The 21615-nt window shown below is 42.2% G+C and carries 22 protein-coding genes; all 22 read right to left on the bottom strand.

What is annotated here, in order from left to right:
• Nucleotides 1–79 precede the first annotated feature (79 nt).
• Nucleotides 80–1108 carry a glycosyltransferase family 2 protein gene (locus QM968_RS08920; protein WP_009731845.1) on the bottom strand — a complete coding sequence of 343 codons (1029 nt, stop codon included), beginning with the start codon at nucleotides 1106–1108 and terminating at the stop codon, nucleotides 80–82.
• Nucleotides 1109–1121: 13 nt separating this feature from the next.
• Entirely contained in the window at nucleotides 1122–2099 is a 978-nt protein-coding gene (locus QM968_RS08915) for a glycosyltransferase family 2 protein (protein WP_009731846.1), read from the bottom strand.
• 15 nt (nucleotides 2100–2114) lie between these two features.
• Nucleotides 2115–3119: a Stealth CR1 domain-containing protein gene (locus tag QM968_RS08910; RefSeq protein ID WP_414383585.1), complete on the bottom strand. Its 1005-nt coding sequence runs from the start codon at nucleotides 3117–3119 to the stop codon at nucleotides 2115–2117.
• Nucleotides 3120–3138: 19 nt separating this feature from the next.
• Complete coding sequence (locus QM968_RS08905; protein WP_009731848.1) at nucleotides 3139–4290, bottom strand: glycosyltransferase family 4 protein; 1152 nt, start codon at nucleotides 4288–4290, stop codon at nucleotides 3139–3141.
• 2 nt (nucleotides 4291–4292) lie between these two features.
• Complete coding sequence (gene cps2T, locus QM968_RS08900) at nucleotides 4293–5465, bottom strand: beta 1-4 rhamnosyltransferase Cps2T (RefSeq protein WP_414383583.1); 1173 nt, start codon at nucleotides 5463–5465, stop codon at nucleotides 4293–4295.
• 37 nt (nucleotides 5466–5502) lie between these two features.
• A complete protein-coding gene (locus QM968_RS08895; RefSeq protein WP_009731850.1) occupies nucleotides 5503–6879 on the bottom strand; it encodes a sugar transferase in 1377 nt (458 codons plus the stop codon).
• Nucleotides 6880–6898: 19 nt separating this feature from the next.
• On the bottom strand, nucleotides 6899–7591 hold the full coding sequence (locus QM968_RS08890) for a tyrosine-protein kinase (protein WP_009731851.1): 693 nt from the start codon (nucleotides 7589–7591) through the stop codon (nucleotides 6899–6901).
• Between the two features lie 12 nt (nucleotides 7592–7603).
• Nucleotides 7604–8299, bottom strand: a complete 696-nt coding sequence (locus QM968_RS08885) for a Wzz/FepE/Etk N-terminal domain-containing protein (protein WP_009731852.1) — start codon at nucleotides 8297–8299, stop codon at nucleotides 7604–7606.
• A gap of 44 nt (nucleotides 8300–8343) precedes the next feature.
• Nucleotides 8344–9075, bottom strand: a complete 732-nt coding sequence (gene cps4B / locus QM968_RS08880) for a capsular polysaccharide biosynthesis protein Cps4B (protein WP_009731853.1) — start codon at nucleotides 9073–9075, stop codon at nucleotides 8344–8346.
• Nucleotides 9072–10541 carry an LCP family protein gene (locus tag QM968_RS08875; protein ID WP_414383580.1) on the bottom strand — a complete coding sequence of 490 codons (1470 nt, stop codon included), beginning with the start codon at nucleotides 10539–10541 and terminating at the stop codon, nucleotides 9072–9074. The genes cps4B and QM968_RS08875 overlap by 4 nt, the downstream gene beginning before the upstream one ends.
• Before the next feature lie 186 nt (nucleotides 10542–10727).
• On the bottom strand, nucleotides 10728–11327 hold the full coding sequence (gene nrdG / locus QM968_RS08870) for an anaerobic ribonucleoside-triphosphate reductase activating protein (RefSeq protein ID WP_414326620.1): 600 nt from the start codon (nucleotides 11325–11327) through the stop codon (nucleotides 10728–10730).
• Nucleotides 11293–11838 carry a GNAT family N-acetyltransferase gene (locus tag QM968_RS08865; protein ID WP_009731856.1) on the bottom strand — a complete coding sequence of 182 codons (546 nt, stop codon included), beginning with the start codon at nucleotides 11836–11838 and terminating at the stop codon, nucleotides 11293–11295. The genes nrdG and QM968_RS08865 overlap by 35 nt, the downstream gene beginning before the upstream one ends.
• Nucleotides 11839–11847: 9 nt before the next feature.
• Nucleotides 11848–12348, bottom strand: coding sequence for a GNAT family N-acetyltransferase (locus tag QM968_RS08860; RefSeq protein ID WP_414383578.1), 501 nt, complete (start codon nucleotides 12346–12348; stop codon nucleotides 11848–11850).
• A 45-nt stretch (nucleotides 12349–12393) separates the two neighbouring features.
• Nucleotides 12394–12534 (bottom strand): hypothetical protein, encoded by a 141-nt coding sequence (locus QM968_RS08855; protein ID WP_129822760.1) that lies wholly within the window; start codon nucleotides 12532–12534, stop codon nucleotides 12394–12396.
• 12 nt (nucleotides 12535–12546) lie between these two features.
• A complete protein-coding gene (gene nrdD / locus QM968_RS08850; RefSeq protein ID WP_414383610.1) occupies nucleotides 12547–14757 on the bottom strand; it encodes an anaerobic ribonucleoside-triphosphate reductase in 2211 nt (736 codons plus the stop codon).
• 122 nt (nucleotides 14758–14879) lie between these two features.
• A complete protein-coding gene (locus tag QM968_RS08845) occupies nucleotides 14880–16724 on the bottom strand; it encodes an MFS transporter (protein WP_414383576.1) in 1845 nt (614 codons plus the stop codon).
• Between the two features lie 172 nt (nucleotides 16725–16896).
• A complete protein-coding gene (cls, locus tag QM968_RS08840; RefSeq protein WP_414383574.1) occupies nucleotides 16897–18432 on the bottom strand; it encodes a cardiolipin synthase in 1536 nt (511 codons plus the stop codon).
• 148 nt (nucleotides 18433–18580) lie between these two features.
• On the bottom strand, nucleotides 18581–18994 hold the full coding sequence (locus tag QM968_RS08835) for an SP_0198 family lipoprotein (protein ID WP_414383572.1): 414 nt from the start codon (nucleotides 18992–18994) through the stop codon (nucleotides 18581–18583).
• A gap of 73 nt (nucleotides 18995–19067) precedes the next feature.
• On the bottom strand, nucleotides 19068–20300 hold the full coding sequence (locus tag QM968_RS08830; RefSeq protein ID WP_414383570.1) for a bifunctional folylpolyglutamate synthase/dihydrofolate synthase: 1233 nt from the start codon (nucleotides 20298–20300) through the stop codon (nucleotides 19068–19070).
• A 260-nt stretch (nucleotides 20301–20560) separates the two neighbouring features.
• The gene (locus tag QM968_RS08825) at nucleotides 20561–20866 is read right to left on the bottom strand and encodes a DUF1292 domain-containing protein (RefSeq protein WP_003001941.1); all 306 of its coding nucleotides are present in this window, start codon (nucleotides 20864–20866) and stop codon (nucleotides 20561–20563) included.
• 21 nt (nucleotides 20867–20887) lie between these two features.
• Nucleotides 20888–21307, bottom strand: coding sequence for a Holliday junction resolvase RuvX (gene ruvX / locus QM968_RS08820; protein ID WP_009731864.1), 420 nt, complete (start codon nucleotides 21305–21307; stop codon nucleotides 20888–20890).
• A complete protein-coding gene (locus QM968_RS08815; RefSeq protein WP_003002070.1) occupies nucleotides 21307–21573 on the bottom strand; it encodes an IreB family regulatory phosphoprotein in 267 nt (88 codons plus the stop codon). Before QM968_RS08815 ends, ruvX begins: the two co-directional genes overlap by 1 nt.
• Nucleotides 21574–21615 lie beyond the last annotated feature (42 nt).

The following is a 21615-nucleotide window of genomic DNA, read 5'->3' as shown; positions in this document are numbered from 1 at the left end:
ATAATTTAAACGTAAGATAAATAGTAATAAGATCAGTCATATATGTTGACTTTATAAGAATTTAGAAATAATACACTAATCAATCTTTCCTAAATCTCTCATATCCTTTAATTTTATCCATTATTCGATTATATATTAGGCATAACTTATATTGTTTGAATTTCAACAACTTTCTAAATACAACATAACGATGTCCAATGGAATAATCTAGTCTACTACTATTAAAAGCCTTTGAAAATTTATTATCTTCTATTGTAGTTTTCATCAATTTTGACGCTTTATTTAAAGAGTAGGTTCCATTTAACCAAAGTGGTCCAAAGTAACGATCAATAAAAATAGTCATCGCATTTATGATGAACTTATCCTCTAGTAATTGTTTATCAGAATTATCAGGATAGATAGATAATATTTTTCTTACCTGATTCACAAATTCTACTTGACCAGCTAGATTTTTTTCGTTATAGAACATTAAACTATGCGTACCTGTTACAGTATAAAATTTTTCTGAACTAAGTAGTACATTATCTGCATAAGTAATAAAGTTAAAATTAAATAGCACATCTTCACTTACAGATAACTCTGTATTGAATCTTATCCTATTTTTATTAACTACCTCTGTTCTAAAGAACTTTCCTGCTACTCCAGGTTCAATGCCATATTCACCAATTCGTAACGAATTTTTAAAAACATTGATTTTCTTTTCAAAAGAAATTCTTGGTATATATAGATTTCTATCCAAATATTTAACATCTGTAAATAAGATATCAAAATTTTCCTCGATACTTAAAAAAATATCTAAAAAATTCTCTTCAAAAAAATCATCACTATCAACAAAGCTGATAAATGTCCCAGATACCACATCTAATGCAGTGTTTCTAGCTTGACTTACACCACCATGGTTATTTCGTATAATAGTCAAATTATCAAAAACAGATTTATATTCTTCCAATATAGCAACAGTACTATCAGTTGAACCATCATCCACACAGATTATTTCCACAGAACTACTGTGTTGACCAATTGAAGCAATTAAACTATCCATCGTTTTTGACAAGTATTCTGAAGAGTTAAAAGTTGGCATAATAAAGCTCAACAGTAATTTAGACATTTTTTACTCCTTATTAATAATTAGGATCTACTCGTTTCCCCATACGTTGAAAAATCCCATCCCAAAAACCTTTCCAAATAATCGGGAAGTTCTGTTTTAAATGTCGATGGCGAATAGCAAGCACAAGATGATGAGCAATTAGTATCAGTGGACTTAATTGACGAACTTTCCAATTTTTTCCATAACGCTTGTCAAAAATAATATTATTTCGAATCTTATAATAGTTTCGCCAATTATAAGGTTCTTCCTGTTTAATAACACTTGGATCTACCTTTACTGCAAGTTGACGATGTAATTGTGCTTTAGTAGCAAACACAATTTCTGAATACTGCTGAAGGCGTTGTGCAAAATCTGAATCATCATACTCAATGAAAAAACCACTGTCAGGAATACCAACTTTTCGAAGCAACGACATTTTAACAACAGGACCTTCAAATGGCATATCAACGACTTTTATCGCATCTTCATTGAACGGTCCATATGTTACCGTCTTTCTCAACTCTGTCCAAAATTTATGGTGATCGTCAAAATCAAAATTAGTAATAGCTCGATCGTCAAAATTCTCATCTGTTCGATTAGGAATACCCACTTGAACATTTTGTAAAGCCATTTGTTCCATAATTTTACCCAAGCAATCAGGTTCTGGGTAGACGTCATCATCCATGATCCAAACATAATCGTAGTCAAGTTTAGAGATCAACTTAATGCCATTAGCAAATCCCCCAGCACCTCCAAGATTTTCATGATTATGATAATAATAAAAGCGTCTTCCGTCCTTTTCAGTTTCATACAGATGATTTTCTACTATTTCATCGCTTTTTGCGTCAATGTATCCTAAATCAATAAGTGTCTCTTCCGTATCATCTGTAGCATTGTTATTAAAAATTAATACACCAGAAACTTTTTGTTGTTGATTTAAAATACCCTCTAATGCCTTTTGAAGATATTTTGAGCGATTGTAGGTTACTACCAATGCACAAACTGATTTCATTCTTTCTCACTTTCTTTACAATAATTCAAAACTACTTTTTTCAGGTAACAACTTTTCCAGTGTAGTAATAAATTCCTTCATCACCTGCTCCTCATCTTGGACGTTAAATCCATCATTGATACACATAATTTGGTATTTCCCAGAATTTAATAAGTCCCAAAATTCTGATCCGGCATTATCCAAAGAAAAGAGTCCCCCTAACTTGGGATTTCCGATAGCATATTGACCGCTAGCAATCTGCCAATACTTAAAGAGCCAAATATTAGTATCAGAAGGATTTCTGAAGCGACTAGCCGAGGTTTTTTCCAAGATAGCTTTTTCCTTTTCCCATACCAAATCCATAGTTGACTTTAATAGTGGATAGGGCAGATGACTTTCCCAGAAGCCACAGATAAATTGACTGTTTCTGTATAGTAATGACTTAACAATATTTTTCAATCCCTGCTTAGGATTAAAGAATTGCCCATTCTTCAAAATTTCATTTCTACTGAAATAGCTAGTTATTATTTCCATATCATTTATCTGACAATTCCCTGTCCCAAATCTCTCAGGAATTATCGGAGATAATGCTGTATTGTATTTAGGTAAACCATTTTCAGAGAAAAAATCTGATGGAGAAACTGGAGCAGTTAAATACATATCATCATTAAAAAACACAAATTGTTCCGAAAGTCCTGAGATATTGTTAAGGTTACTTTCAATAGGATTTGCAGAAAAGACTGGTAAATAATCTGGAAAAATAATTTCTCTATGATCCACAATAACCAACTTCTCATTACTTATATCCAACCAATCTGGTTTCTGATTATCAGTTACAAGATAAACTTTATTTACCCACGGAGCAAATTTTTCTACACCTCTAAACCAATACTTAAAGGTGCCCCAATCTCTGTACGCTTTTTCTGAATTCATGCTTTTTTTTGACGTATCTACTGATCCATCATACCGACTTTTCTTTTTTCGCCAAATCGGATCACTTCCATCGACCCAAGTTACCACAAAATCAATTGGAAAATTCATATTACTTCCTTAATATTATTTACTTATATTTTTTATACAACTCCGAAAAATTCCGAATATAACTTTGTAATGAAAAGAGTTCTTTTTGGCGTTTGACAGATGCTTCACCAAATTGCTCTCTCTTCTCGCTGTTCTCTGCTAATTCTTGGATAGCCTTAGACAATTCTGCAGGCTGATTTGGTGTAGCAAGAAGACCGTTTTCGTCTTCCTTGACCATCTCACAGACACCGCCATGACGGTAACCCAATACAGGTTTACCACAAGCCATGGCTTCTAGGACGACTGTTGGTAATGGATCTGGATTGGTACTTGGCAAGACAAAGATATCAAACATATTATAGAGTTCTGTCGTCTTGCTATAATAGTCAATTCGCTTGATTTGGCTAGCTGCTGGAGAGTCTGAGATAGCTTTTTCCAACTCATCCACGCGCCACTCTTCCCCCTCAAAAGCACTCCCTGCTAAAAAGGCTACTGCTTTGGGATTAGACTCTAAGATTGGTGTCACAGCTTCTAGGAAGTCTCCTTGCCCTTTCCAAGCATTCACTCGACCAACCATTCCAATAACCAAGACATCCTGTGCGATCCCAAATTGGTCACGGACAGAGCTAGCATCGATTTCATGATAGACGGCATTGTCGACCCCATTATAGACAACTTGAACCTGATCGTCTTTCACATGGCGAGACTGCTTGACGTGGTTTGCTACAGCATTTGAAACCGTCACAATCGTATCAGCATAACGTCCCATCAAAAAGTTGATGAAATCTGAGATTGCTTTTGGTTTGACGATAATTTCATGTACATGCCAAATCAAAGGAAGTTTTAACTTCCGCTTGAGGTAAATTCCTTCCAGTACCGCAGTCGTATTGTTGTGAATGAGAGTAATCCCATACTCCTTAGCATATTGGGCAATTTGTTTGGAGTAACGGTTATAAGAGCTAAAGTACTCAAGGATTCCTTTTGGATTAAAATATTTGCGACGCAAGATTGGATAGTCGATGACTTTAACCTTAGCACCGACCTCTTCCAATGCACCAACTAAGATGCCATCATTGGGTAAGATAACATGTGCCTCAAAAGCATCTTTATCCAAACCCTTAATAAGCTCCAACAACACCTTGTCAGCACCATACATTTCGGCACCAGCATGGAGATATAATATTTTCTGCATTTCTAACCTTTAAATACTTTCTCGTAGTCTGTGACAATCTTTTCCCAAGTGAAGGCTTCTGCGATCCGTCGGCTTGATTTCTCATTAAGGTCTGCAATGGCTTGAGCGTCCAATTGTTCAGCTTGATCAATGACATGTGCTAGTTGGTCTTTCTTCCAATAAAGCGCCCCATCTTCTCCCACTTCTCGGTTGAAACCAACATCTAACAAGAGGTTAAGTTTGGTAGACTCAAGCGCCTCAAGAAGTGAGGGATTGGTCCCGCCTACCTCATGACCATGGAAATAAGCAAAAGCATTCTCACGAATGTATTTAAGCAATTCTTGATCATAGACAGTCCCAACAAACTTAACTCTAGGATCTTGATCAAATCCTGTATCCTTGCGCAACTGTTCATAGAACTTGTTTTGCTCTACATTGGTAATCAGGACAAAATCTTTTTTGGAGTTTGACTGCATAAAGCCACGAATCATAGCCTCATAGTTATTCTCAGGTACAAAACGTCCCACGACAAGATAGTAGTTTCCTTCGGAGACTTGCTTGTCCGCAAACCAAGTCCCTACTTTCTCGTCTTCTTTACTCAGGATAGACTTGCTTGTATCCGTTCCATAGGCAATATAGGTCGTCTGTGGTTGATACTTAGCATAGTCCTTTTGAATATAAGCCTCAATATTCTTGCTATCGCAGATTAACAGGTCGGCATGTTTAACCATGAGTTGTTCAGAAAACTTCCAGTACTTACGGACTGGGAGACTCCATTTCGCACGAAGCCATTCATGACCATCTGGATTGACCATGAGGGCCCCACCGATCGCCTTGATTTTCTTTTTAATTCTTGAAATAAAGGGACCAATTCGACAAGCTAAAACATAAAAGATAGGAGCTTGATCCTTATTTTCTTTAGCCATTTCAATAGCCTTATTGAGAGCCGCAATATCATAAGCAATGGCACGCGCAGGACCGATATTAGGGACGTCAATATTGTAACAGATTGCTCCATTATGCTCGAAAGTATCAGCTGTAATCCCTGATTTTGCTGAATTCTCCCGCATACAAGCTACATAATACTGGATATCTTTGTCTTGTTGGAATTCTGTCAATTTCTCAACAAAGGTTTCAAAACCACCATATTTTGCTGGAATTCCTTTGGAACCAACAATATAAATTGATTGTGTCATTTTTCTCCTAACATGGAAAGGACGAAGTAGGGCATTCCTACTTCGCTCCTTCTTTTCTAAGTACAACCTTCACGGTCTTGAGCAAGATCTGAATGTCTCTCCAGATCGTCCAGTCATCCATGTACGCAACGTCCAGTTTGACTACTTCATCAAAATCCTTGATTTCACTGCGTCCGCTCACTTGCCAAAGTCCGGTAATACCTGGCTTGAAGCTGAGTCGGCGTTTTTGAGCTGGCGTATAGTCTTGGTATTCGTCAACCGTTGGGGGACGAGTCCCGACCAGACTCATATCACCGATCAGAACATTGTAAAATTGTGGCAATTCATCGAGACTGGTCTTCCGGATAAAGCGACCGATTGGTGTCACCCGCGGATCATTTTCCATCTTGAACATCCCACCGGTCATGGTGTTTTGTTCCATGAGATCTTTTTTAATCTCTTCGGCATCCACGCGCATAGAGCGGAATTTATAGAAGTTGAAATACCGTCCGTTCTTACCGACACGTTTTTGTACAAAGAAGGCTGATCCGCCATCCTTACGGATCAGAGGGACTAAGACAATACTTACTAGACCACAAATCAAGAGACCAAAGAGGGCTCCTGCAATGTCCAAGAGGCGTTTGGCAAACACGTGACTCGGCTTGTAGAAATTGGTCGAGAAGGTGACAACGCTCAAGCCTCCAACCTCTCGAACCCGTTTATTCCCCAATGACGTAAAGTTAAAGGCATTGAGATTGACCGATACATCGATCCCCATGCTCTCAAATTCCGAGACCAAGTCACTGATATTATAGTCCTCACTCGGCAGATTGATAAACACTTCGTCCACCACTTCCTTGGTGACAAAGTTCATCATTTGCTCCGGCTGCACGACCCGTACGCCTGAATGGGTAAAATCCGTATCGTCCATGACGGTGACACCGATCAGTTGCCCATGATAGAGATTGGGCGAGTTTAGAATATCAAAGACTTTCTCCATTCGACTCGTAGCTGTAATCAGGAAAATTTTTCTCGAACTTTTCCGACGTGGCAAAATAGACTTCCGGTATCTCTTTATCAAGAGATCCATAATATAGACAGCAAAGGTATTAAAGAGAAAGAAGTAGATCATTCCCCGGCGAGAGATCGAAAAGACTCCATCGAGCATAAAAGAGGTAAAGGTGATCCCAACAGCGAAAAACACATTGTATTTCAAAACCTGAAAGAGCTCATCCAGGTAGCCCCTGCTGTAAAAACGATAGGCAATATTGCTAATGTAAAAGGCTACAAAATGTAAGAGATAAAGAATAGCGATCGTCTGTGACGTGTATTCTGCATCTTTAAAAAGACTCACAATGTAAGCCGAAAACAGGACAGCTAAACTTTGAAAGAGAACAATATTCAATTTTTCCAGTTCGATTCTTTCTTCTCCCATTTTCCCTCAATCCTATTCTTTACTTTTTCCCATACTCTCCGTATGATCCATATCCACCATACGAACCATACTCCGCAGCTTTAATATTAAATTTATTAAGCACGACTCCCAAGAAAGGTGTGCCTGTTTGTTCCAATTGGTCCTTGGCCTTTTGGACAGCCTTGCGTCCGTTGGCCCCAGATTCTGTAATCAAGACCGTACCATCACAGCGTTGGGCAATGATAGCCGCATCGATTACGACCCCGATAGGAGGAGTATCAACAATGATGTAGTCAAAATGATCCCGCAAAGCATCCATCATGACAGTGAAATTCTTGCTTTGCAAGAGCCCTGTTGGGTTTGGCGCTACCTGTCCAGACTCGATAATATCCAAATTTGGAAAATCTGTTGCATATAAAATTTGGTCCAATTGGCTACGGCCAGACAAGAAATCCGTCAAGCCTTGGATCTTATCCCGACTACGGAAAACCCCTGTCATGACAGAGTTCCGGATATCGCAGTCAACCAAGAGGGTCTTGTAGCCGGCACGCGCAAAGGCAACGGCCAAGTTAGTTGAAGTGGTTGATTTTCCTTCATTTTCTTGTACAGATGAGATGGCGATCACTTTTAAATCCACCCCACTCAATTGGATATTCGTTGCAAGGGCATTGAAGTACTCTTCTGCCTTTCGAATTTCTTGCAGTTTATTTTTTGAAATTTCTAACGTATTCATGCGATCCCCAGTCTACAGTTTCTTAATATCTGGCACAACACCAAGTAGGGTTAAGCCCATCAACTCTTCGATATCTTCTGGTCTCTTGACACGATCGTCCAAGACTTCTACTACAACCAAGAGAACCACCATCAGACCAGCTCCAGCAATGAAGCCAAGAAGGACATTGCGTCGGATATTTGGTGAAGAAGGTGATTGCGGCACTTCTGCCTCATCCAAAGTCGTGACATCTGACACCTTGGTTACAGAGATGATCTTTTCAGCTGCTACATTGCGAAGGCCGTTGGCGATACGAGCAGCTTCTTTTGGATCTCCATCCTTAGCTGTGATGGAGAGGATCCGAGTATCGGTCGGAACAGACACACTGATCTTTTTCGACAACTCAGCAGGTGTCATATCGAGTTTCAATTCTTCGATGGCTTGCGTCAAGACATTTTGAGAAAGGATGATCTCACGATAGTCTTTAACCAAGTAAGAACCTGCCTGCAAATCCGAGTTGGTCAAGGCGTTGTTTTCCTGATTTTGACGGCTAACCACATAAATACGGCTGGTACTTTGGTATTCTTTCTTAGCTAAAAATGCGCTGTAGCCAAAGGCTGCGATAGCAAAGACAAGAGCGACCAAAACGATCGAAAACTTGCGTTTCCATAGGGTCTTCAGCATAGCGAAAACATCAATTTCCACTGCTTGTTTTTCTTGATTGTTCATTTCCTAATTACTCCTTCATGTGGATCTCTCCACCTGTTTCATGGTTAGATTAATTCATCCGCTAACAAGAGCTGTTGATTGTCGACAAAGAGCCGTTGAGCTCGTTGTTCTCCGTATTCTTCCTTGATCAAACGATAGGCTTCTGCCATATAAGGCGGTCGTTTATCCACATTGTGCATATCGCTGGCAACAAAGTGAACCAAGTCTTTTTCTAAGAAATACCGAGCCCGTTTTTTCAGTTGTTTTTGCTCATCCCCAAAGAGTCGAGGTTTGAGAACACTTGAACTATTGATCTGCATGTAGCAGCCCATGTCGATCATCTCTTGCACGCGCTCCTCATTTTTCTCCAAGCACTTGTAGCGCTCGATATGGGCCACCACTGGGGTGATGCCTAGATGGAGCAAACGGTCCAAGGCTGTATGAATCTCCTTGTATGGCGTTCCCATGCTGAATTCGATCAAAGCAAAGCGCGTCTCTGCCAAACGTGGAAAGATTTTCTCTTCCAATTTTTTCAAGACATCATTGGTAAAGTAGATCTCTGCACCGTAATGAATGTTCAGATCCGGCGCGACTTGTGCTGCGATTTTCTTTACTTCTTGAAAATTTTCTGCAATTTTTTCTTCTGGAGTTTCAAACATCCCCTTGCGACGATGAGAAGTGGAGATAATGGTCCGGACCCCTTGGCGATAGCTTTCTTCCAATAAGGCACGGGTATCTTCCCTTGTCTTTGGTCCATCATCCACATCAAAGACGATGTGCGAGTGGATATCAATCATTTTTCTTTTCCTTCCATTACTTTTTGAATGGTTTCCTTAGCTTTGGTCAAGCTGGCTTGATCCAACTCCATGACATAGAGGTTGTAACCTGGCATGGCATAAGATGGCAAGTCATTTCGACCTTGACCTGTAACCGCTTGGGAAGTCACCTCATAAGAGCCACCTGTTTCCAATTGGGTATTAATCAGATTCATCATGGTTGGCAACTGCATATTGGTTTGGACAGAATCTTGGAGGTTCCCGATAATCTCATTGTAGTTGCTCAAGACCTTGGTAGAGGTCAACTTTTTGATAATGGCCGCAATGACTTTTTCTTGGTTCTTCCCACGGTCATTATCGCCACCTTGGAGGGAGTAGCGTTCCCGAACAAAACCGAGTGCTTGCTCTGAATTCAAATGGACCTTCCCAACAGGGAAATGGAACTTGCCGTGAAGACTCGTGAATTCTTGATCATTTTCCACATCGATCCCCCCTACCAGGTCAATCAACTTGAGGAAGGATGTGAAGTTGAGACGGACATAATAGTTCAACTTAATGTCATAGAGATTTTCAAGGGTATGAATCGAGGCATCCACCCCATAGATTCCCGCATGGGTCAGCTTGTCATTTTGGTTGTTACCGCCATCTGCAATTGGCACATAGGCATCCCGCGGCGTCGTTGTCAACAGAACTTGCTTGGTCTTCCGATTGACGGTCATGATGATATTGACATCTGATCGTGAAACCGAGGTTACCGGACCATAGGTATCGATCCCGCTGACATAGATGTTAAAGACATCTGCATCTGCAGATACCTTACTTGTCGCCGCCACTTCTTTTCGAATCTTGTAGGAATAAAGTTTCTTTAATTTCTTAGCGTAGTCAGCATCTTCTGCTGCAATGGTATCTTCAAAGGTACTGTTCAACACAATGGCAGTAGCGTCACCCTCTTGCAAGCTCTTATATGCATCCAGATAGGTCGGTGCGTCCACTACGGAGATTTCCTGTCCCTTGTTCTTTTTGATATTGTCCAAGAGGGCCGTAAGATTGGCTTCGTTATTGTTGCCCTTTGGTGCCACCACTTCCTTGATTTCTTTGATGTCTTTGATCTCACTGTCTTTCTTGACATAGACAGCCATCTCAAACTCTGTATAGTTGGAGTGCCCATTGACATTACTCGTCAGATTTAGCAGCTGTTGACTAGCAAACAAAACTCCTGAACTAGCCAATAAGCCGACAAGAAGCAGGACCAAAGCTGTCTTTTTGGCCTGATTTTTGATCACAAACCAAGCTGATAAGAGCAAGAGAACAGCTAGTAGTACCATCACGAGAACATTAACATAGCGAAAAGCCAAGATGTTATTGGCCAACATGGTATAGGTCGCCCAACTCGCGGTTATAAGCAAAAAAATAAGCAATACGGAATTAACGATTCGCAATTGCCCCCACTTATGCTCTGAACGACGACTCCGTCTCCTTTGTGACATAAATACCTCCAATTAGTCCTAATCATATTTATTGTAACATATTTTTAGCAAAAAATGCATTAATTATCACTTTTTTGTCCATTATGGACATTTGAAAAGTAAGCGTTTTCCAAAACAGGCAAAATCCCTTGTATACTTATGCAGATAATCCAAAAAACCGGGTGAAACACCCGGTTTTTGAAGATCCTACAAAAGATCATCCCGCTTGACTTGCTCAAAACTTTCCTTGCCATCATTGAGCTTGTCCCAGATGACAACCTTTCCTTCTTTCAATGATTTTTGAACATCAATGATCCGCTGGTTAGAAGAGCCTCGGAACTGCAACATGAGGTTGCGTTTGCTTTTATCATACCGTCCATCGACCAGGATATCAATCAGCGACAAGAGCTCCAGTTTATCAGGCGTTTCTAACATCATTTCTTCCCAAGTGTAGCCGGTCCAAGACCAGATATCTTTGTCAGGCAATTCTCTTTTCACGCGCTTGACCAAAGGCAGCAGGATACCAGTGTTGAGAAAAGGTTCCCCCCCAAGCAGGGTCAAGCCCTGAACATAGGGTTGGGCCAAATCGGCCATGATCTGTTCTTCTAACTCTTTGGTGTAGGGAATACCCGCGTTAAAAGACCAGGTGGCTACATTGTAACAGCCCTCGCAGTGAAACATGCAACCCGCTACATAAAGGGAGTTGCGGACACCTTCGCCATCTACAAAGTTAAAGGCCTTATAGTCAATGATTCGCCCTTTACTCAGCTCCTTACTTTTCCATTCTTGAGGTTTGGGATTGTTCATCTTCATCCTCCAAATCAATCCAGTAGCGCTGACTTCTGTCGATTGTGTTTTCGTAAACACCGCCAGCAGAGAGAATGGTGCGACGACTGGCTTCGTTGTCTTCATCACAGGTAATCAGTACTCGTTCCAATCCTTGCTTTCGAGCCTCTGCTAGTCCTAGCTCTAGCTGCAACTTAGCCAAGCCCTTTCTGCGTTGACTGGGCCGGATGGAATAGCCAATGTGACCACCCTCTACAAATAATTTGTCATTCAAGGACAAGCGCAGGGCTAAAAAGCCCAGAGGGTAGCCAGTCTCATCAAAGGATAAAAATTGAATGGTAGGAACCCAGCCTTCTGGCAGATTCTCAGTATCCTCCTGCTGCTCTACGATTCGCAACCAATCCGCAAAGTCCTTTGCTCGCTTCCAAGTGGAGCCCATGCCACCGTGCATATAGGATTTTGCAGCATCGAACTCAGCAATCATCTCTAAAATCGCGTCTTTATCTTCTAAAGTTGGTCGTTGTAACTTCATAAACTTTCCTCAATCTAAATCAATCCAATAGCGCTCTTTCCCGCCTCGAACATCCTCTAAAGCTCCGCCATTAGTCAGAATCACTGCTCGACTGGCAACATTGTCACTATCACAAGTCACTAAAGCACGTTTGATATTTTTACTTTTGGCTACTTGCAATCCTTGCCGCAGCTGCTCTTTTGCCAATCCTTGCCCACGCGCAGAGGGACGGATACTATAGCCAATATGACCACCTACTTCCAGCAAATAGTCACTAAGACGCAATCTCAGATTGAGAAACCCTACGGCTTGTCCATCTCTCGAAAAAGCAACTAACTGAATATCAGGCACCCACCCTTCAGGCAAATTAATCCCCATTTCATGATTCTGATTACTTTCCAACCACTCTTCATAAACAAAATTCTCAGCATCCCAAAATCCGCCATCGTGAGCTGATTGATTCGCTTCAAACTCTGCCATCATGTCTAATACAGTTTCTTTATCTGCTAGAGTCGGTCTGCGTAGTTCCATCTTTACCTCCCCCCATACGAGAAAAGCGAGAGCGGACTCTCACTTTTATTTTTTCTTAGCCTTTTTTAAAAATTTCTCTCTTAGGCTGGCCACGCGGTCTTTTTTATTGACTCCACCTGTCGAATGCTTTTCGTGGAATCGTTGAACCTGGGCCTTGCCTTTATCGTCTAATTGGTATTTTCCCATAATCTTCCTTTTCTAATCTGTCACTTGCTGTCCAGCTGATTTGATCGTGGAGCCATTCATGTGTTTCACCCGTGCAGCTATTTCCTTATGGCGGCCATTGACCATGGGGCGAGCTTGAGGATTTCCGAGATAGCCGCAGGTCCGTTTGACCACATCTACTGTCTTGGGATCACTATTGCCACAGTTTGGGCAAGTAAAACCACGCTCGGTTGGTGTGAAGTCCCCTTCGAAGTCACACTTGTAGCAACGGTCAATTGGTGTATTGGTTCCAAGATAACCGACACGGTCATAGGCATAATCCCAAACCGCTTCAAGGGCTTTTGGATTTTGTTGGAGAACTGGGTACTCACAATAGTGGATAAAGCCACCCGTCGCTCCAGCTTCTGGATAGACTTTTTCAAAATCAAGCTTTTCAAACGGGCTTGGGTTCTTGCGAACATCGTAGTGGAAACTATTGGTATAGTATTCCTTGTCTGTAATATCCGGAACCTTCCCAAATTTCTCCGTATCCAGGCGACAGAAGCGGTCTGTCAAGCTTTCTGATGGCGTCGAATAAATCGAGAAGTGGTAGTCATATTGGTCAGACCATTCTTCGACCCGTTTCTTCATATCCTTAATGATTTCGATTGTAAATTGTTTGGCTTCTGGATTTGCTTCCCAGTTAGGTCCATAAAAGACTGTCGCCACTTCATACAATCCGATATAACCGAGTGAAATGGTTGCTCTACGGTTGCGGAAGAGCTGGTCTACCTGGTCATATTTACCCAAACGTTTCCCGAAAGCCCCATATTGGTAGAGAATCGGTGCATTGGCTGGTGTCGCTTCTTTGGTGCGTTCCACCCGGTAAACCAAAGCATCTTCCGCAATATTCATCCGTTCATTAAAAATTTGCCAGAACTTTTCCTTGTCTCCACCAGATTCCAAGGCAATCCGGGGTAGATTCACCGTCACAACCCCCAGATTCATCCGGCCAGAATTGACTTCCACACCATTCTCGTCCTTCCACCCTTGGAGGAAAGAGCGACATCCCATGGGCACCTTGAAGGAGCCTGTCAATTCTACAATCTTGTCATAAGAGAGGACATCTGGATACATGCGTTTGGTAGCACATTCCAAGGCCAATTGCTTGATATCATAGTTAGGCGTTCCAGGCTCTAGATTGAGTCCCCGCTTGAGGGTAAAGATTAATTTTGGAAAAATGGCTGTCCGATGTTCCGATCCAAGTCCCTTGATTCGAATCTCAAGAATCGCCTTTTGGATTTCGCGTTCGAAGCGAGTAGTTCCAAGGCCGAAGCCCAATGAAGTAAAAGGTGTTTGCCCATTGGAAGTAAAGAGGGTATTGATCTCGTATTCCAAGGACTGCATAGCATCATAGATATCTTTTTTCGTTTTTTGCCAAGCATAGTCCTCACGTTTTTCCGGGAGAACCCACTCCTCTGCATCTTTCAAGTGCTTCTGATAATTCTTTTCTGCATAAGGAGCTAAGACCTCGTCGATTCGGTCAGCTGAGCAACCACCATACTGACTAGAGGCCACATTGGCAATGATTTGCGAGATCTGAGCCGTTGCAGTTTGGATGGACTTGGGACTTTCTACTTCTGCATTTCCAATCTTAAAGCCATTACGCAGCATGCCTTCAAAATCGATCAAACAACAGTTGGTCATCGGAGTGTAAGGACTATAGTCCAAATCATGGTAGTGGATATCCCCTTTTTGGTGGGCATTGGCTACGTGTTTGGGCAACAGTTTAAGACCAATAGACTTGCCGACAATTCCCGCTGTCAAATCACGCTGGGTATTAAAAACGTCGCTGTCCTTATTGGCATTTTCATTGACGACAGCTTGGTCTTTGTTGAGGAGTTTTCCGATCGTAAAATTGATATCGGTTGCTTTTGAGCGCTCAAAATCCCGCTGAGTCCGATAGGTAATATAGCTCTCCGCAATCGCATATTCATTGGCTTGAAGCAATTCATGTTCGACCACATTTTGAATCTCATAGATCTTCACACCATTTGGGAAACGCTCCAAAATCTCTGCGATCACACGATCGACAATGGCCTCTAGTTTGGCTTCCATCACTGGAGTGAGAGAAGTCACTTCTTCTGTCGCCTTCAACAAGGCTTTATAAATTTTTTCAACATCGAATTGAACACGGCGGCCATCTCGTTTTTCAACAAAAATATCCGGGGCCATTCTCAGTTTTTCTTCTCTCAAGGTGATCATACCAAACGCGCCTTTCTTCATTCATTTACATACAAGTTGTATTATACCACTCCAAAAATAAAAATCAATATCTTGTGGTGAAAATTCTAAAAAACTTTCTAAAACACAAGATATTGATTTTATTAAGAGCGTTGATAGAGTTTGAAATGCCGGTATTTCTTCTCAACTAGACGGTAATTTTCTTTGAGGAGCTTCTTCATATTAGAGGTCAACTCTACTTGATTGTTAACCACAATATACTTAGCTTCAGATCGATCGATCTGTTGAGTCACATTGGTCCGGTTCTCATAAATTCCCAGATAAGAAGTTGGAGTCAATAAGGCAGAAGCCGCCAAACGATCACTCTCTTGGTAAAGAGTAGCCCTTGTATCCCAAGCATAAATGGTCTCCTTAGACTTGCTATGCTTTTGGATGTAGCTTGCGATTTCGCTCCGTTCACTAGATTGACCGGGTTGAAGAACCTGATCTTGCACTACTGGGGATGCAACTAAATAGATGAGGGCGATTACTGGTAAGAAAGCTTGACTTGTAAAGTAAGCAGCCCAGACTTTCTTGTTTTTCTTCTTACGGCCACGACGTTCAAGCCCTTCATCCGTTTCCTCGTCCCGTGAGAACCAAAGCGCAAATAAAGGAAGGACAAATGGCAACATCGGCAATAGTTGATAAGCCCCTTGTTCAGGGAGACCAATCGACACAAGGAGAACAACCAGGCTACCCACCCATCCCATAAAACGGAAGATCCGACGAGCGCTGCTATCTTGCTTGGTAAAGGACATTAAAAAGGCAGAAACCAAACCAAAGGCAAGCGCTAATAGTCCGTAATAAATGGCATTGCTAAAAGTCTGTCCATTCGTGAAATTCAAGGCGTTAAAGACATAGGTCACTTGATTAATGGCATAGCCGAAAGTCTGATTCCAAACGGTCACATACCCAATTGGATAAAAGACAAGTGAAAAACCAAGAAGGGCAGCCAACATTTGATAGAAACCACGCGCCCATCTCTTCTCCTTGATATTAAAACCTGTTAAGCCAAGGAAGGCTAACAAGTAGAAGAGTGCACTGGTCATCGGATCAATCAAGAAAGCCACAGCTGCGATTGCACCGTAAAAGATAAAGCCTTCGTCCTTACGATCCCCAATTAGATAAGCCAAAATAAAATTCATGCTGGCAAATAGGATTGGAAGGCTAAAGAAGGTCACATAAACTCCTCCAAAACCAAGGCCTAGTACTAAGAAATAAAAGAGTAATTGGATATTCTTGGCTGTACCTTTATCCGCCACGAGTAAGCGCACGACGCGATAGAGGTAAGTCCCTGCAAAGAAGAGGGCAATCGCTTGGAGGAGCATCAAGATCCAATGCCCACCAGCTAAGCTTCCTAACCAATTGATCGCATAGTAGAGGAGGCCGTTGGTCCCGTAAAAATCACCAAATGGTACTTGACCTTTGGTCATCGCCCAGCCAGCATAGAGGTCTTGAGACTGCTGGTTAGTTGCAAAACGGGTCAAAAATGGTACCCCAACATGAAGCAAACTAATCAAGAGGCTCAGTACAAATGGAAGCGCCAATGGCACTGGGCGTTTGGCTTGACTGCGGACAGGCTCAACTGCCACATCCTCTTCCAACTCCTCAGCCCTTTCTTCTACAATGGGTGCTTCCGCTTTTCCTGCTTCCACTTCCCCTTTACGCGAACGACGATTGGCCCGACTTAGGGGCTGTTCTGGTTCCTCTTTCGGTTCTGCTAGCAATTCCGGATCTGATACAAGCGTATCTTCAACCTCACCGACAGCTTCCGATGCTTCATTAGTGTAGGGTTCCTCTAGGGCCTCTACTTGCGAATGATGAGTAGGCTGCTCTTCACGAAAGATCGACTTGTCTAACACTTCGCGAATCTCACGTGTGTCTTGGAAACTATCTCCCACGTGAAGCCCTAATTTTTTTGAAGTCATTTCTTGCTCTTTTTCGCTCATTCTTTTTCCTTTTTTCTAGATGTTTCTCTGCTCTTTCCCTTTAGAAAAAAGCTCCTTATCTTTTCTAGTATACCAAATTCTGGCGACCCTGTCAGCCTCTTGCCACATAGTGATAGGTAAAAAGAGTCAGGCCTCTCAGCTTCTGACTCTTTTCTCTGTTTTCACACACTTGTTACAACATCGGTGCGAATAATTGCATAATTTCCTTGATCAAACTTTGGTGCCATGTAAAGCGGAAGGTATCTTCAGTGATCTCCTGAGACACCTCAAAAATGTGATCAAAGTCTGCTCGAATCTCTTTCAGTGCAGGTGTCCGATACATCCAGACCGCATTTTCGTAGTGATGGACCAAACTACGGTAGTCAAAGTTGATCGTTCCCACAACCGCCATTTCATCATCTGCTAACACTTGCTTACTGTGGATAAAACCGGGCGTGTATTCATAGATTTTTACACCTGCATCCATCAGATCCAAGTAAGCCCCACGTGTGACGATTTGGATCAATTTTTTATCCGGAATATGCGGGGTCACAATCCGGACATCTACCCCACGAAGGGCCGCATTGCGAATATCCTCTGTCAAATCATAATCGATGATCAAGTAAGGAGTTGTGATATAGACGTAATCTGTCGCCTGATTGATCATATTTTGATAGACTGTCTTTCCGACCTGCGACTTGTAAATCGGCTTTGGTCCACTCCCATAGGGAATGTATAGTCCTTCGCCTTCGACTGCTTGATTTTCCATATGGTAACGATCAAAATCCTCAATTTCACCACGGTTAATGTACCAGGTCATGAGAAACAATCGGGTCAAAGCCTTAACTGCTCGTCCGTCCAAACGGATAGCACTGTCCTTCCAGTGGCCAAACCGCTCAATCTGATTGATATATTCGTCTGCCAAATTGACACCACCTGTATAGCCAATCTGACCATCAATGACCAGAATCTTACGGTGATCTCGGTTGTTATAAGCTACCGTCAGACGGGGAATCACCTTGTTAAATTTATGGGCATCAATCCCCATCTTTCGCAGCCGTTTGGTATAGTTCCCCGCCAGGGTCGCCATACAGCCAATATCGTCATAAAGGAGCTTGACTTCAACCCCTTCTTTCACTTTCTGCTCTAGAATTTCTAGGATACTGTCCCACATCAAGCCCTCATCAATGATGTAAAACTCGATGAAGATAAATTTTTTCGCCGCTTTCAGATCCTCTAGCAATTGCGCATACATTTCCTCTCCAAGAGGATAAAAGGTTGACGCCGTCCCATTATAGAGGTCAGCATTGTGGTCCATGGATAGAATCGACTTGACCAAGCCATAGACTGCTTTACTTTCTTGCTTGAGTTCCTTACGCAGTTGCTGACTATTGTCCTCTATATGCTTCATAGACTCCATATTTTCTAGCTGAAGGATCTCCTTTTTAGACAAACGCCGTTCGCCAAACATGAGGTATAGGAGCGATCCAAAGACAGGAATAACCGCAATCAAGAGCCAGGTCACCTTATTTTCAGGAGGGGTATTACGATTGACAATCGCCAAGATCGTCGACACATATAAAATTCCAATAACTACTACAGATAGCCAATGCGGGAACCATTTATTGAGCCAAAAGAAGGCTGCAAAGGAGGCCCATAGTTCAAAACCCATAAACAAAATACTAAATCCATACTTGGACATTAAAAGACGTAATTTTCGAAAGGTCACGGCATCCTCCTTTTTTCTTTCTACTAGTATAACAATTCTTTTTACCCGATGCAACGACCAACCAACTCCCTTTGAAGCCATGAAAAAGAGGGGAAGACTCCCCTTCCGCCTCTCGAATCAATGATAGATACAATCTGATATAGCTTTCTTATTGTTTGGTCAATTCAATGATGCCTTGATCATCCTCTGCCTGCTCCAAATCTTCTAGCGATAACTGGTTCCCTTCGATACGATAGCGATAAGGCTCATCCCCAATGCGCATGGATTGGTTGACCGGATCAACACTCACCTCTTTAGTCTCTTCTTCTCCATCAGCGTCTTGCACCGTAAATGTACCTTTTTGACCCGTCACAACAAGAAGGATCGTATGCTCTTCGTCCTGCCCTCGATAACTACCATCTATGGATACCCCATGCTCTGACTGTTCGCTAGACGGAGCTACTTTCTCTGGTGAGCTAGAACTTTCTCCACTTGACGACGTGCTTGCTTGATCCTGCTGGCTACAAGCCGTCAGGAAAATCGCGACCATAAAGGTCAACGCAACCACTATTTTTTTCATCATCATCGACTCCTTTCGCCTTCAACGGATACCATCTACCACCAGTATACGCCAAGAAAGTCTTCTGGTCAATTGTTTAAGCCTCTAATAAGAATGCCCTTACTTCTGCAATAAAATACAAGGAGCCCGTTACAAATAAGACCTCATCGGAACGACTCTGTTCCAAAAACTCTTGAATATAAGACTTATAGTCAGCTACATAGGGCAAGTCTTGACGGTCACCCTGTGCGACTACTTCTCCATAATGGAAGGTTGTCAAAATCAATTCAGCCTCTGGTAAGCCCACTTGAAGTGCTTCGAGCATCCCGCTGTAGTCTTTTCGCTTGAGGGCTCCAAATAATACCTTCACTCGTTTCCCCGCTAAGCTATTTGCGAACTCGATCAATCGCGCCATTGCATGGGGATTATGAGCCCCATCTAGATACAACTGCTCTCCAAATAGCTCTAAACGTCCTGGCCAACGAGTCTCCTGCAAGGCAAGCTTAACCCGATTCATATCCACTGCTTGTTCTAGGCCCTCCATGTAGAGGAAAAAGGCCTCTAAAGCTACCGCAGCATTTTCTCGTTGGTAGTCGCCCTTCAAGCCAAGTGGCGGTAGGATAAGTTCCGCTCTTTCGTTCCAAAAACGATCCTGCTCTAAACCAAAATCTTTCTGGAAGGTGTGAAGATCCACAGCTAACTGCTCTGCTATTTCTTGGCATACCGCCGTAGCTTCATTCGATAAAGGCCCCACTACTGCTTTCTTGCCTTCTTTAAAGATCCCTGCTTTTTGCTGAGCAATTGCCGCAATAGTCCCTCCTAGCGTTTCTTGGTGATCCAGGCCAACCGAAGTGATTACCGCAATCTCTCCCGTCACTACGTTGGTCGTATCCAGAAGCCCACCGATACCGACTTCCAGCAGAACCACGTCTACTCCTTGTTCCTTAAAATACAACAGAGCCATGAGACAGATAATCTCAAAATAGGAGAGTTGATCCTGGGTTTGGAGCAAGATTTGCTCCATTTCTTGTACCTGTTGGCCGATCCGAGTAAAATCTTCATCTGAAATTGGCTGATCCCCGATACAAATCCGGTCATGAATACTGATCATATGGGGAGAAGTAAAGGTTCCAACCTTCTTCCCATGAGATATCAACAGTTGGCGCATAAAGGCAATCGTTGAGCCCTTTCCATTGGTCCCTGTTACATGAAGGATCGGGTAAGCCTTGTCAGGCCTCCCTAACAGAGTTACTGCCTGCTCCATACGATCCAGTCCTGATCGGAAATTCAGACCGATCCGACTATTCATCCATTGCTCAATCTTATTCACATCTTCCTCCTAAAAGAAAAAAGCGACAAAGCCTCTTCTGACATTTGCGCTCCTTTCTTTTGTACTCGTTTCTTTACGTTCCTATTTCCATCAAGCCCTTTGGACTTGTCAGCTCTCTCATATTTTCAGGAGCTGGGCTAAAAACGTCCACTGGATGTTCCAACTCTCTCCAGTTTTTGGGAGTTGGGGTAATACAGTCTCCCAGACTTACTTGCGGTCTTTATTTCTAGCGCAAGGCTAAAAACGTCCCCCGGACGTTTTTACTCCTCCATAAAGCTGTTGAAGACTTCTTCGATCATGTCCCATTCTGCATCTGAGTCTTCTGGGATTGGTTGAAGGTCACCTTCTGTTCCATCTTCATTTTCTGTAAATGAATAAGCTTGGATTTCAACTTCGCCGTTTTCATCTTCTTCTGCATTGGCAGGGATCAAAAGGACATAGTTCTTGCCAAATTCTTCTTTTCCATCGATGGTCAAAAGGATTTCAAAAAGTGTTTCATTTCCTTGTTCATCCACCAATGTGATTAATTCACGTTCTTCATGGTCGTGGTTATGATCATGTGCCATACTGTTTTCCTCGTTTTCTTTCTAAAAATTGCGATCTAAATAATTTTGTAAAATGAGCTGGGCGGCCAACTTATCAATGACTTTTTTACGCTTGCTACGGCTCACATCTGCTTGTTCGATCAACATCCGCTCTGCAGCTACTGTGGTCAATCGCTCATCTTGATAATCAACTGGTAAGCCAAACTTTTCAGCAATCATGGCACCATAAACCTGACTAGCTTCCACACGTGGTCCGCTGGTGTTGTTCATATTTTTGGGCAAGCCCACAACAAAACGATCCACCTTGTACTGAGCCACTAATTCGGATAAGCGCTCCAAACCAAATTCTTTTTTATCTTCATCGATTTGGATGATTTCAAGACCTTGAGCTGTAAAACCCAGAGGATCACTCACCGCAACCCCAACTGTCTTTGAGCCAACATCCAATCCCATAATTCTCATTAGAGGTCTATTCCTTGCCCTTTCAAATAATAACGCACCAATTCTTCAACGATTTCATCTCGTTCATACTTACGAATTTGGTTTCGCGCATTGTTATACCGAGGTACATAGGCAGGATCACCACTAAGTACGTATCCTACGATTTGATTAATTGGATTGTAGCCTTTTTCATCCAGTGACAAATAAACATCTTTCAATGTTTCGCTAATTTCCTTACGATTTGAATCATCAAGATTAAAACGTACTGTTTCATCTGTAAATCCCACAAGAACACCCTCTTTCCTTAGAATATTACTATTATATCATAA

It is taken from the genome of Streptococcus sp. OMI870 (genome assembly GCF_047460295.1).
Lineage (GTDB): Bacteria > Bacillota > Bacilli > Lactobacillales > Streptococcaceae > Streptococcus.
Note: the sequence above shows the minus strand (reverse complement) of the source record. Positions and strands in the feature narration are given on the sequence as shown.